Annotated in this window: 10 protein-coding genes and 1 pseudogene; 9 read left to right on the top strand and 2 right to left on the bottom strand. The window is 48.9% G+C overall.

Annotated elements, in window-relative coordinates:
• Positions 1-91: 91 nt before the first annotated feature.
• Together ABIC22_RS13850 and ABIC22_RS13855 are read right to left on the bottom strand one after the other, a co-directional pair.
• Positions 92-289: a hypothetical protein gene (locus ABIC22_RS13850; RefSeq protein WP_053779005.1), complete on the bottom strand. Its 198-nt coding sequence runs from the start codon at positions 287-289 to the stop codon at positions 92-94.
• A 145-nt stretch (positions 290-434) separates the two neighbouring features.
• Complete coding sequence (locus tag ABIC22_RS13855; RefSeq protein WP_354481490.1) at positions 435-1,601, bottom strand: ROK family transcriptional regulator; 1,167 nt, start codon at positions 1,599-1,601, stop codon at positions 435-437.
• Between the two features lie 199 nt (positions 1,602-1,800).
• On the opposite strand from ABIC22_RS13855, the gene xylA reads away from it, so the two are divergent.
• The 9 genes and pseudogenes from xylA (at position 1,801) to ABIC22_RS13900 (ending at position 13,972) form a co-directional block, all read left to right on the top strand.
• On the top strand, positions 1,801-3,117 hold the full coding sequence (gene xylA / locus ABIC22_RS13860; protein WP_095292400.1) for a xylose isomerase: 1,317 nt from the start codon (positions 1,801-1,803) through the stop codon (positions 3,115-3,117).
• A 501-nt stretch (positions 3,118-3,618) separates the two neighbouring features.
• Entirely contained in the window at positions 3,619-5,112 is a 1,494-nt protein-coding gene (gene xylB, locus ABIC22_RS13865; protein WP_354481494.1) for a xylulokinase, read from the top strand.
• A gap of 370 nt (positions 5,113-5,482) precedes the next feature.
• Positions 5,483-6,199 carry a glycosyltransferase family 2 protein gene (locus ABIC22_RS13870; RefSeq protein ID WP_354481497.1) on the top strand — a complete coding sequence of 239 codons (717 nt, stop codon included), beginning with the start codon at positions 5,483-5,485 and terminating at the stop codon, positions 6,197-6,199.
• A 47-nt stretch (positions 6,200-6,246) separates the two neighbouring features.
• Positions 6,247-6,726 (top strand): annotated as a pseudogene (locus ABIC22_RS13875) (glycosyltransferase); the annotation flags it as partial.
• A 366-nt stretch (positions 6,727-7,092) separates the two neighbouring features.
• Positions 7,093-8,163, top strand: coding sequence for a glycosyltransferase (locus tag ABIC22_RS13880; protein WP_354485966.1), 1,071 nt, complete (start codon positions 7,093-7,095; stop codon positions 8,161-8,163).
• A 195-nt stretch (positions 8,164-8,358) separates the two neighbouring features.
• On the top strand, positions 8,359-8,991 hold the full coding sequence (locus ABIC22_RS13885) for a bifunctional 4-hydroxy-2-oxoglutarate aldolase/2-dehydro-3-deoxy-phosphogluconate aldolase (RefSeq protein ID WP_354481500.1): 633 nt from the start codon (positions 8,359-8,361) through the stop codon (positions 8,989-8,991).
• Between the two features lie 120 nt (positions 8,992-9,111).
• A complete protein-coding gene (locus tag ABIC22_RS13890) occupies positions 9,112-10,044 on the top strand; it encodes an alpha/beta hydrolase (RefSeq protein ID WP_354481503.1) in 933 nt (310 codons plus the stop codon).
• Between the two features lie 222 nt (positions 10,045-10,266).
• Positions 10,267-12,648, top strand: a complete 2,382-nt coding sequence (locus ABIC22_RS13895; protein WP_354481506.1) for a YcdB/YcdC domain-containing protein — start codon at positions 10,267-10,269, stop codon at positions 12,646-12,648.
• Positions 12,649-12,844: 196 nt separating this feature from the next.
• Positions 12,845-13,972 carry a transglutaminase domain-containing protein gene (locus ABIC22_RS13900; RefSeq protein ID WP_154896705.1) on the top strand — a complete coding sequence of 376 codons (1,128 nt, stop codon included), beginning with the start codon at positions 12,845-12,847 and terminating at the stop codon, positions 13,970-13,972.
• The last annotated feature ends 20 nt before the right edge of the window (positions 13,973-13,992 follow it).

Raw genomic sequence — 13,992 nt, forward strand, 5'->3', positions numbered from 1 at the left:
GTCCCCTTGCGTCAGTAATCAGGAGCACATGGTAACATGAACTCAAGATACACTGAGAAAGGGGATTTCGTCATTTAAACCAGGTATTCATCTAAAAAAAGATGCTCATAAACGTCTGAAAAACAACATACACCAATACGCCTGACAGCATATACATGAACCCAGCCTTCTTTTTGCTCTGAAACAATCGAAGTATGCCGAGGCTGAACAGCGGCGCAAGCACGATCAAGAACAGGAGTACGGTGACAAACATTTGCGCCGAGATATCTGAAGTATCCACGTAGGTCACGGGTTTTCACTCCGTTTCGTTATAGGAATTAACACAGCGGCAATCATCCCGCCATGACAAAAATCACATATCCTCATTATAACTCTGGATTTCTTTAACAAAAAGGGAGGAAATGGGGCGAAATGATGTCAATTTTCAGCGGTTATTAGACCGAAACTCTTATTTTACCTAGAAACTGGGAAATGGCAGAGTAAGCGGCACCAATACGGGTAGAACGGCTGCCCAGTGCTGCCCATTCGATTTGCAAACTGCGACGGTGATAGGGCAGTGTACGTTCTTCGACGACCTGTTTGAGAGCAGTTTCAATCCATGGACCTGCTTCGGAGAGTGGTCCGCCAATGATGATGCGTTCGGGATTGAAGCTGTTAACGATATTCGTGATGCCCACGCCCAGTTTGCGGCCGATGTTCTCGTATAAGTTCAATACTGCCTCATGACCTTGCTGTGCATATTCTACGAGCTCGCGGGTGGTGTGAGCCGGCAAATGAAGCTGATGGTCGGGGTGCTCATAGGCTTTTTCGGAAGCATATAGCTCCCAGCAGCCGTGATTGCCGCAGGAGCAGGGTCTGCCTTCGGCTTCGATTGACATGTGGCCGGTCTCCCCGGCGTAGCCCCAGGCACCTTTGTACAATTCACCGTCTACCATAATTCCCGATCCGATACCCATCCCTGCACTGATATAGATGAGATGACGTACACCAATGCCGCTGCCAAAATTCAATTCCCCATGAGCCCCTGCATTGGCCTCGTTGTCAATCGTTACAGGAAGCTCAAACATCTCCTCCAGCATGGAGCGAAGCTCGACCTTCTCCCAACCCAGGTTGGGTGCAAACAGCACTGTTCCAGCCTCATCTACCATCCCAGGTACCCCAATGCCAATACCAATTACACCATGTGGGGAGGGGGGAGCCGACTGCATCAGATGTTCCGCTGCACGTTTCAGCTGTTCCAATACGTAAGGCACATCATGCTGTTCCAGTTTGATGGCATACTCCGTTATGATATGGCCCTCCAGATCGGTAAGCACACCCTTCAGGTGAGTTACGCTCAGCTCCAGACCAACTGCATATCCAGCCGTACCTCGAAACAGCAGCATGAGCGGCTTGCGGCCACCGCTGGATTCACCCGGACCAATCTCCTGGACAAGCTCATCGCTGATGAGATCGGCAACAAGGTTGGACACGGTTGCTTTGTTAAGTCCCGTAAATTCGGATACTCTTGCGCGGGAAAGAGGGGCATGACGACGAATCGTATCGAGGACGATGGACTTGTTTATTTTTTTGACCAGCATCTGGTCTCCGGTAATTTTCATAACAATCAGGCACTCCTATTCTGTATATAAAAGGGTTCAATCATTCATCCCGTTCTCAAGCTATTCGACTATTATAGCGTAAACAAACCCGGAAAAAACAATTTTATTTTACTTTGTTTAACCAATAGACAAAGTATAACCGATGTGATAGGATAACGGTGTAAACGATTTCTTTAAAACTATTGAGGAGGCATTTTACATGGCCTATTTTGAATCCGTTAATAAAATCGCATTTGAAGGCAAAGACTCCACCAATCCTTTTTCATTCAAACATTATAATCCGGAAGAAGTTGTTGCCGGCAAAACGATGGAAGAGCACTTCCGTTTCGGCATGGCTTACTGGCATACATTAACTGCAGGCGGCAGTGACCCGTTCGGTGCAGAGACAGCTGTTCGTTCTTGGGATAAATACTCGGGTCTGGACCTCGCGAAAGTACGCGTGGAAGCGGCTTTTGAATTTTTGGAAAAAATGAATCTCCCGTTCTTCTGTTTCCACGACGTGGACATCGCACCAGAAGGCAACAGCCTGCGTGAGTTCTACAGCAACATCGACACGATCGTTGACCTGATTGAAGACCACATGAAATCCAGCGGCAAAAAACTGCTCTGGAACACGGCGAACATGTTCTCCAACCCGCGCTTCATGTTTGGTGCAGCTTCCACATGCAATGCTGACGTGTACGCACATGCAGCAGCGCAAATCAAGAAAGGTCTGGAAGTGGGTAAACGTCTGGGCGCTGAAAACTATGTATTCTGGGGCGGCCGTGAAGGTTACGACACATTGCTGAACACAGACATGCAGCTGGAGCAGGACAACATTGCCCGCATGTTCCACATGGCTGTAGACTACGCGAAGGAAATTGGCTTTGACGCACAATTCCTGATCGAGCCTAAACCGAAAGAGCCAACGAAACACCAATATGACTATGATGCAGCGACTTCCATTGCCTTCCTGCAAAAATACGGTTTGGACAAACACTTCAAACTGAACCTGGAAGCAAACCATGCAACTCTGGCTGGTCACACATTCGATCACGAAATCCGTGTTGCCCGTACTAACGGCATGCTCGGTTCCCTCGATGCCAACCAAGGCGATATGCTGATCGGTTGGGATACGGATGAGTTCCCAGTGGATATGTACGATGCAACATTGACAATGTACGAAGTATTGAAAAACGGCGGTATCGGCCGTGGTGGTGTAAACTTTGACGCCAAAGTACGCCGTGGATCCTTCGAAGCAGACGATCTGTTCCTGGCTCACATCGCAGGTATGGATACGTATGCTAAAGGTCTGAAAGTAGCTGCCAAATTGATCGAAGACCGCGTATTCGATGACTTCATCGAAAAACGTTACAGCAGCTTCAAAGAAGGTATCGGTGCTGAGGTTGTTGCAGGCAAAGCGACTCTGGCTTCCCTTGCAGAATACGCACTGAACAACGAAAGCCCACGTAAAAACCAATCCGGTCGTCAAGAATTGCTGAGAGCAAAACTCAACCAATACATCTTGGCTGACTAATAACTGGAATCAACTTGTATAAGCTTGGCTAGGGACACCGTCCATATATGCACGAGCTTGTACCATGGACGTTGAACAGGCATGACATTCGGACCGTCCCCGACTTTCCCCTGGGAAGGCGGGGGCGGTTTTTTGATACCAAACAAAGCGATTTTTAATGGTTTTCGGATCACGAAGTTGCTACATGTTCAATTGATGACGTTTGGTTTATAACCAATGACTAATCAAGGTCACTGGATCAATCTTTCCGCTATAAGAACGAGTACTTTTTTACTGTTTTGATATAAATGTTTTTCCATGATAATGCATGCAGAACGAAGTGAGCAGAAAGGACTCGAGGAAGCGGTAGCGTTCGCATTTATCCCCGGATTTCTCCCTTGAAAAGGGATTGAAGGAAATCCGGGGGTAACGGCGATCCGAGGGTTTTCTGATCACGGAGTGACCACATGAGCATCAGGGTTGCATTTATACAATCCTGCTACAAACGAAAGGAGTTAACCCATGAGTTACGTAATTGGTGTCGATCTGGGAACCAGCGCAGTCAAAACGGTGCTGGTTAACCGCGAAGGAAAAGTGGCATTTGAAGCATCCGAGGCTTACCCGCTGCACCAGCCCAAGGCTGGCTACAGTGAGCAGAATCCGGAAGATTGGGTAGAACAGACGATTGTCTCCCTGCGCAAATTGCTGGAAGTATCCGGCGTACAGCCTTCTGAAATTGAGGGGCTTAGCTTCTCCGGGCAAATGCATGGACTTGTTCTGGTAGATGCAGAGGGGAAACCACTGCGCAATGCCATTCTCTGGAACGATACACGTACTACGGCTCAGTGCCGCCGCATTGAGAAAGTATTGGACGATAAACTTTTAAGCATCGCCCGGAACCGTGCACTTGAAGGCTTCACGCTGCCGAAAATCCTGTGGGTACAGGAAAACGAGCCGGAGCTGCTGCAGCAAGCATCCTTGTTCCTGCTGCCGAAGGACTATGTTCGTTATCGCCTGACTGGCGATTATGCCATGGATTATTCGGATGCAGCAGGTACATTGCTGCTGGACGTTGCTGGCAAAGAGTGGAGCAAGGAGATTGCGGAAGCTTTTGAACTGCCGATCTCACTTTGTCCGCGTCTCGTGGAATCGTTTGAAGAAGTGGGCACATTGCTTCCAGAGATCGCAGATCAAACGGGCCTTGCGGCTGCGACCAAAGTATTTGCAGGTGGGGCCGACAATGCGTGCGGGGCAATCGGCGCAGGCATTCTGAGTGAAGGACAGACGATGTGCAGCATCGGTACGTCTGGGGTTGTGCTTTCTTATGAAGAACGCAAAGACCTCGATTTCGAAGGCAAAGTCCACTTCTTTAACCATGGGGAGAAGGATGCCTTCTATATTATGGGGGTAACGCTTGCAGCTGGATACAGCCTATCCTGGTTTAAGGATACGTTTGCAGCGGACAAATCGTTTGATGTGCTCTTGCAGGGCATTGATCAGGTTCCGGCTGGCAGCAACGGATTGCTGTTCACCCCTTATATCGTCGGAGAGCGGACGCCTCATCCAGATGCGAACATTCGCGGCAGCTTTATCGGTATGGATGCCGGACATAAGCTGGAGCACTTTGGGCGTGCAGTCATGGAAGGAATTACGTTCTCCCTGCGGGAATCGATCGATATTCTGCGTGGTGCAGGCAAAACGGTCAATGAGGTCATCTCCATCGGAGGTGGTGCCAAAAATGAAGCCTGGCTGCAAATGCAGGCGGATATCTTTGACGCCACAATTGTGAAGCTTGAAAGTGAGCAGGGCCCGGCAATGGGCGCAGCAATGCTTGCAGCATATGGCTGCGGCTGGTTCCCTTCCCTGCAGGATTGTGCGTCAGCGTTCATTCGCCCTGCCAAATCCTATGTACCGAACCCGGAAACGGTAGCCGTATATGATGGACTCTTTGCACTGTATCAGGAAGTATATGGTCAGACACGCAGCCTGAATGATCGTCTGGCAGAGTACCGTTAATTCATAACGTGAATCATTCAATATATGTAACAAAGGTTAACCGAAGCACTCGCGGAAGCGGGTGCTTTTTTTGTTGAATATAGACAGGAACTAAAAGCACTGGAGCACAGTAAGTGGTGAGTTCCGAGAGCGGAGTTCTCAGACATAACCCCATCCCGGATATGCATAGATTGAATATAGAGGATGGGCATAAGCCAACAAGCCAGACGTCAAAGTGAGGCCGATGATGGGTCAAGATGAAAGTTTATCTGATAAATACTTAAGCCTGTAAATATGCTCCAATCCAGTCCTATATACCTTTCTTAGCTGCAATCGGATAGCAAAACCTTGAGAGATAATAAAAGTCAGCTTCAGACGTGGAGGTGAGGCTTTGAATGACCGTGAGGAAGACGAACGACCACATATTACGCTGTCCATGATCGTACGCAATGAAGAACAGCGATATCTTAGACAGGCGCTGCAAACGCACCGGCCTTGGATTGATCGTGCGGTCATCATAGATGATGGGAGCACCGATAATACGGTTGCCCTATGTAAAGAGCTGCTTGAAGGGATTCCCCTGGTCATGGTGGAAAATCGGGCGTCCCGGTTCGCCGATGAAGTGAGTCTGCGCAAGCAGCAATGGGAGGCAACGATAGCTACTGGACCTGAATGGATTCTGAATCTGGATGCCGATGAGATTCTGACGGCTGACTTTGGCATGCAGCGCAATCAGCTCCTGGGAAGTAGCGAGGACGCGATCTACTTCAGATTGTTTGATATGTGGAACGATACGCACTACCGGGAGGATCAATATTGGCAGGCACATGCATATTACCGTCCGTTTCTTGTCCGTTATCGTCCTGGATTGACTTATGAGTGGAAGGAAACCCCGCAGCACTGCGGACGTTTCCCTCTTACGATTCAGCATTTTGCCTATGGATGTCATACGCCTCGTGTGAAGCATTACGGCTGGGCTCGAGAGGAGGATCGCATCCGCAAATTCGAGCGTTATCAGGCACTGGACCCGGATGCAAGGTACGGTTGGAGAGAACAGTATGAATCCATTCTGGATACAGATCCAAGGCTGCTGCCCTGGATGGAATAAGAAAGAAAGGGGGCCTGTACTTGAATAAGGTAAAACCGAAGGAGAAGGTGCTGATTGCCAGTCCGGTTCGTCAAACCGCAGCAGTGCTCCGTGAATTTTTGGAATCTCTGACCTTCTTGGAGCGAACGACGGTGGAGACGGACTATTTGTTTATAGACGATAATGAAGAGGAGGCGTCTTCTAATATCCTTCGTGAATTTGCATCACAGCAGGAAGGAACTGTATTTGAATCAGATAACGATGATGGAACTGCTCAGGGAAAAGGGACATACAGCAGGGATGAGGGAGGTCATTATTGGCGCGACGAACAGATTTGGCGGGTAGCCGGATTGAAAAACCGTATCCTGCAATACGCCCGCGAACAGCATTACGATGCTGTTTTCCTGATTGATTCCGATCTTGTGCTGCATCCCCGCACGCTGGAACAGCTTGTCTCCACCCAGAAGGATATTGTATCGAATATATTCTGGACGCGCTGGCAGCCGGGTACAAGGGAAATGCCGCAGGTATGGCTGCAGGATGAGTACGCTTTGTACCGAAAAGGCGGGAAATCCGAAGCGGGTAAGGAAATTTTGGATGAGAACACACAAACCGATGCCTTTCTAAACCAATTGCGAGTGCCAGGCTGTTACGAAGTTGGTGGGCTCGGTGCATGTACGCTCATTCGCAAGAATGCTCTGGTGGGTGGGGTTTCCTTCGACCAGATTCCGAATGTCTCGTTCTGGGGTGAGGATCGTCATTTTTGCATTCGAGCTCAAGCACTTGGTTTTCGTTTATACGTGGATACCCATCTTCCGGCCTATCATATCTACCGATTATCAGAACTTCCCGGTGCTGCTGCGTACAATCGCAGGGTCAGACGAGGAGAAGAGGCAATCAGTATAACGCTATGTATGATTGTGAAAAATGAAGAGGCTTCCCTGGCCAGATGCCTGGATTCGGTGAAGGGCATTGCCGACGAGATCGTCATCGTGGATACCGGATCAACGGATCGTACACGTCAAATTGCGGCCAAATATACAGAACGAATCGTTGATTTTGAATGGATCGATGATTTTGCAGCTGCACGCAATTTTGCTTTCGATCAGGCAACCACGGAATATATACTTTGGCTGGATGCTGATGATGTGTTCGAACCGAATGACCGCGAGAAGCTTATTGGTTTGAAACACTCTCTTGATCCTTCGGTAGACAGCGTTACTATGGACTATAATCTGTCATTTACTCCAGATGGGAAGGTTGCCTACAGTTTGAGAAGGAATCGACTGGTGCGACGGGATCGGAATTTCCGCTGGATTGGTGCAGTGCATGAATATCTGGAAGTTGGAGGAAATTTGCTGCATAGCGATATTGCGGTGACCCATAAGAAAGACAAGGAGTACACTGACCGCAACCTGAGGATTTACCGCAAGCGTGAGGAAGCAGGAGAACATTTTACTCCCCGGGATCTCTATTACTTCGGTAATGAACTGAAAGACCATGGACAGCATGAGGATGCGATTACATACTACGGGAAGTTTTTGAATACGGGTCTTGGTTGGGTGGAAGATCAGATTGCCGCCTGCCAGAAAATTGCAGATTGCGAAGCGGCATTGGGGCGCTCAGAACAGGAAGTTTCAGCGCTTCTGAGGTCGTTTGCCTATGATTTGCCGAGAGCAGAGATCTGCTGCCGCCTGGGTGGTTATTTCGCGGACCGAGGAGATTATCGCAAGGCGGTATTCTGGTATGAACAGGCGACCCAAGCTGTTCGTCCTGCCGATCCGATGGTCGTGCTGAACGAAGCAGCCTGGACATGGATGCCCCACTTGCAGCTATGCGTATGTTATGACCGGCTGGGCAATCGTGCCAAGGCGAAGAAGCACAATGATATTGCTCTGGCATATCATCCTACACATCCCAGCATGCTGTACAATGATCAATATTTCAAGGATCTGGAAAAGGAAAGTGTACTGGAAGAGGCTTGATTCCGGCAAAACCACTCTTATGGTCATGGGTTGAATGGGTGTTATCCACCGACATTCGTCCATGTTGATAAGAGAGGTTTTTTTGGTTGTGTATTTCATCAAGGATAAATTCGTTTTACAATATGAATTAACGGAAAAGCGGTGATAATAATACTGTCTTCGGCTGCCGAATCTATGAAGCAAGGGGAAGCTCGCATGAATTTGACCGAAGTACTACTGGAGTCGAGGCTGGTTGCCATTGTTCGCGGCATTAGCCGGGAAGCAGCAATAACAGCAGGAAAAGGCATGACAGACGGAGGAATCCGTCTGATGGAAGTAACGCTTAATACACCTGGGGCACACGAGATTATCGAAGACTGGCGGACCCGGCATGAAGGACAGGCTTATGTGGGAGCAGGAACGGTTCTTAATGTGCAGATGGCCAAGGAAGCCGTTGCTGCAGGTGCTCAATTTCTGGTATCGCCCAATGTCGATCTGTCCGTTATTGAATATGCTGTAGAACATGGGGTGGAAATTTGGCCGGGAGCCATGACACCTACCGAGATTGTAGCTGCCTATGAAGCAGGCGCACGTGTAGTGAAGTTATTTCCGATGGCGAGTCTGGGATTGCCGTATTTACGGGAGATCAAGGCGCCACTTAATCATATCCCGCTGCTTGCAACGGGCGGAGCTAATCTAAACAATATTACAGACTACTTTGCTGCTGGTGCAGCAGCTGTAGGACTTGGCAGTGCACTTTTGCCGAGAGAGGCACTGGATGCAGGGAATCATGAACAGATTGCAGCATGTACACATGCATTTGTGGAAGCAGCAAGAGTCAAAAAGTAAAAAACTAAATCTACAATATGTATATTTGGGTATATATAAAAGATGCAGCTGTTTAACAGGGCGTTAATGGTGTTGGCGTAGAATAGGTGTATGACAGAGGCCGGAGAGGAGAAATGCACAGTGAAAGCCAGAACGATGATTGGTGGAGTTATTGCTGTTGCTGCCGTAACGGCAGGTGGCTTATGGAAGGCAGCGGTGAAGAGTCAGACACCCAAAAAGATCCCCATCACGATTACTCCGCCCATGCCATTTGAAGATGTCACCTTCGAGAGTGGCGGAGGACGGGTTCATGGATGGTTTATTCCGGCTGGCGCCCATGTTCCCAAACCTTGGCCGTTAATCATTATCGCTCATGGCTGGGGTTCCAACCGATCACGCGTGCTCCGTTACGCACGTCCCATCTGGGAAGCCGGATATGCTCTCTTCATGTATGATGTTCGGAGTCATGGGGCCAGTGATCCGGTAAAAGCAGCGTCTGCCTATCTGTTCCGTGACGATCTGCTCTCGGCACTACGCTACACCACCGCTCGGCCGGAGATCGATCCGGGTGCCATCGGTGTGCTCGGCCATTCCCTTGGAGGTCTGGGAACGATCATGGCGGTAACGGAACATATTCCGGTGTCGGCAGTCATCACGGATTCGATGCCATCCCAGTTTGAAGTAATCGTCAGCTCGGAGCTGAAACGTCGGCGATTGCCGCTGTTCCCACTGGCGCAGTTGATTCCGCGAATCTGGTTCTGGAGGCTCGGTGAATCACTGAAAACGTACCGCCAGCGCGATCCGGTCCTGCTGCTGAATGAACGGCGTAAAGGCATGCAGCTGCCAATGCTTATGGTGCATTCCAAGGGAGATAATTTTATCCCGCCAAGTGAGCTGGAATACTTCATGTCCAAGGCTGATCCGCCTGTAGAGCATCTGTGGGTGAATAGCGGTGGACACAGCTGCTCAGAGGAAGACCCTGCCTTCTGGGAGACCGTCATTCCGTTCTTGAAAAAACATGTTCAGGTTCAGGCTCAACCGCACAATTCGGACATAACCTCTAATAAATCTTAATAACCGTCAGCCTGCATGACAATCGGGCTAACAGTGAAAACGCCAACCAGGTTGGCGTTTTTTGGTCTGTTCAAACCATTATGCAAAAATTCTCATTTGTAAAATTGTTGGGAAAATGACGATTAAAAAGGAAGCTTATGGTATCATAGAATAGACTGGCAATATTCATGCAGGGTTATTTCGCATGCATCCATGTATGAAATTGAAGGGAGAGGTCCAGATTTGAGTTTTCAGATTCGATTCAAAATGATGACAGCCAGAGCTGCTTCAGCAGCCATGGCGGCATTGCTTCTGGCATCGCAGACTCCAGGGTTTGCAGGCAGCGTGTCAGCAGCGCAAGCAGAGCAGGTAACAGAAGCTGCACCGGGGGAAAATGAACAACTAGACGTGACTAGCAATGACGTGCCTGAGGGGGCTAAAATCTCCTCCAAGCAAGCCAGTGAGAATATATTGAAACTGTTTCCGATGTTGAAAAAGGCGACCATCACCTCGTCGCAATTTGATCCGAACAACCAATTTCCTCCGCTGGAGTACAAAACATGGGATATCGGGTTTCAGATTACCGAGGGGAATCATTCCATGGGGTTCAGCGCATCTGTACATGCAGGGACAGGGGAAGTACTGAGTGTACATTTGCCATCTGATTTATTGGATAAGCAGTTATCTGGGTCAGAAGCCAAACTGACCAAGGATGAAGTGGAAGAGCAGGCTGTGGCGTTTCTGTACAAGGCCATCCCTGGTTTGAAGGAAGGCGCATACGCATCATTGGGAGACCTGTACCAAACGGCGGGACAGCAATCGTTGTTTGGCAGAACCGAATATCAATTTGCATACCAACTGAAGCATGACGGTTTGTTATCTGAGGCGGAGACGGTTTACATAAGTGTGGATCAAAGTGGCCTGGTAACAGGATATTCACGAATGACGACCGCGGCAGAATATCCTTCATCGAAACCAGCTATGTCTGCAGAGAAGGCAAGGCAGCAATTCGAAGACCAGTTCGATGTAGAACTCGCCTACATTTCGAAAAACCGCCTGTCTTCAAAGCAAGGTCAGGCGTATTATCTTGGATATACGCCGAAGGATTCCAGTATGGTTCCACTTGAGGCAAATACGCTGGAACGGTTCAACGCTATGACTGGAAAAGTCATTACCGAGGATACCGTACAGCAGGACAAACCGCTGAAAGGCAGTGTGGCTGCTTTTGTTCCAGCGAAAGGACAGAGACTGAATGCCCAGCAGGCGGAGAGCCTGGTGAAAAAGAGCTTTGACATTCCGGAAGGATACAAGCTGGATTACAGCCAGTTAAATAAAGGCAGCTACTGGAGTCCAAACAATCAGGTTTGGAGTCTGAGCTGGAGCAACCGAAACGCGAATATGTCCTATATGTTCATGCGGGACATTTCAGCACAAGTGGATGCCACCACCGGACAAATTTACAGCTATAGCCTGTATCAGCGAATGGGTCCGGATGCCGGTCAAGAGAAACCGGATGAGAAAAATGAAGGCAAGTCTGTAACCCGTACACAAGCCGAGAAACTTGCGATTAATTCGGTTATTGCACTTGTGCCGGATGCGACGGAACAGTTCAAGCTGTCCAGCGTGCTTGAGGTAGAGGACGCCCATACGTTCATTTTTCAGCGTTACTTGAATGGAATCGCGGTTAAGGATGATCAGGTACAGGTACAGGTCCTGAACGATGGGACGATTAGCGAATTTTACGCCAATCTTGCTGCAACGCCTGAGCAGCTGCCTGCAAGCAAGGAGCCGGCGATCAGCTACGAAGAGGCAAAAGCGGCCTACCTCGAAGAATTCAAGCTGGTTCTGGCATATTCCCGTTACGGTGGACATGGTACGAGCAGTGGCCAAGTCACTCCGTCGGGGATCAATCTTGCGTATATGCCTACACGGGATGATAAATCGATCTACGGCAGCTACGAAGTACTTGATGCCAATACAGGCGAATGGACGTCTATGTACAACACTTCCAGCACGGCAGCTCAAGCTGCACCTAGTGATATTGCTGGTCATGTGGCTGAAGAGGCCATCCTTAATATGACTCAGCATAGCGTCCTGATTCCTGATGAGCAGGGACGTGTTTTCCCAGATCGGGTGATTACCCGAGGAGATTGGTTTAACTATCTCGCGAGAGCAGTTAATCCGAATCTGGACATCTATTACACTGTGAACGGGGATGACAAGCTGTATGCGGACATTACCCCAGATAGCCCTTACTATCAGGCAGTGCGTACATTAATTGACCAGCGCTGGCTCGCTGGCGCTGATCCAGAGGTCAGTCTGAATCCACAGGATGAGATGACTCGGGAAGAACTGGCTGTATTACTTGTCCGTATACTTCGTTACGAGAAGCTGGCTGGGTTCTACACCATGCCATCGGATCTGCCGAACCTTGTAGATGCGAATTCGATTACCAATAAAGGTGCTGTATCTCTTAGCATGAAGCTGGGATTGCTTCCTTCCATTGAAGGGCGTTTCATGCCGGCACGCAAAGTGACTGTAGCGGAAGCGTCACAGGTACTGGAGCGATTGGCCAAGCTGCAGGGCAAGACAGATTCATTTATGACAGGTAGTCGTCTGTATTAAGAGGTATTCTTGCATAACCCGCTCTGGTAAGTCATAGGCTGGATCTAACGGGTATGTGTTATTTTGCTGAAGACAAGGGAGACCTTCTGCGGAAGGTCTCTTTTGATGCTTTTCGACAAAACTAGAAGCCTGACGTCAGATCCTTTTGTGATACAATGAGGCATGAGAATGTTGCAAAGAGAGGTGGTATCCTTTCATGGGCAAAAACGGAAAACGAGTGATCACCATATTGCTGGCAGGCTGTCTGATTGCGGTGGCTTTACCTCGTGCGGTTGACCTTGATCAACTGTATGCTGCATCGGACACATCCGATATTTCAACAACCAAGGATTTACGTCAGACGTTGCTTACAGCCATGTCACAGCGAACGGAGGAGCTTGTATTTACATACAAGGGCGATGTGAAAGGACTCAAAAAGCAGCTCCAGAGCTCCATTGATGAAGCAATGACCAGTGATCCCTATATCCAATATACCGTCAAAAGTTATGCTTTTAATTATAAAGGCTCCAACGTTTCGGCCGAGGTCCATGTGAATTTGTCCTACCGGGAGACCAAGGAACAGACCGATTATGTTAACCGCAAAGTGACCCATGTGTTAAAAGAGATCATCACACCTGGCATGACGAATCATGAAAAGGTGAAAGCGATCCATGACTGGATAGTTCTCCATCTTGCCTATGATACTTCTCTACAGAAATACACGGCCTATGATGGACTTGTCACGGGCAGCACCGTATGTCAGGGATATTCCCTGCTTGCTTACCGTATGCTGGAACAGGTAGGTATTGAGAACCGGATTGTGGAAGGTACGGCAGGTGATCAGCTGCATGCGTGGAATATCGTGAAGCTGGACGGCAAATGGTACCACATGGACACGACCTGGGATGATCCGACACCTGACCGCAAAGGAAAAGTTAGCCATAACTACTATTTGCTCAGCGACGACGAGATGGCACGCGACCATATCTGGACGGGCAAAGGCAAATATCCGACTGCACCAGCTCCCTATCGGGAGGCCCTGCAAACCTTGATACAAAGCGGCGGCAGCAAGGCACCTGCGTATCAGAAGCTGTACCATACGCTGGAATATTCGCTCTATGACGAGAAAGATGCGGTTAGTGGACATTCCGCACTGGAAACCAAGGTGAAGAATGTGCTGAAGGAAGGTGGAACCACACTGACTTTCAGATACAAAGGTACTGAGACCAGTCTGGTTGAAGATTTGCAGAATTTGTATCAGCTCGGGATGAAATCGATATCGTATTATGTGTCCAAAATGGAAGATACAACTGATCTGCGTGTGAAGATCAATTGGACGTTATGAATCAAGGCGGATGTAATAAC

The organism is Paenibacillus sp. PvP094 (genome assembly GCF_040546835.1).
In the GTDB taxonomy this organism is placed as follows: Bacteria; Bacillota; Bacilli; order Paenibacillales; family Paenibacillaceae; genus Paenibacillus; species Paenibacillus illinoisensis.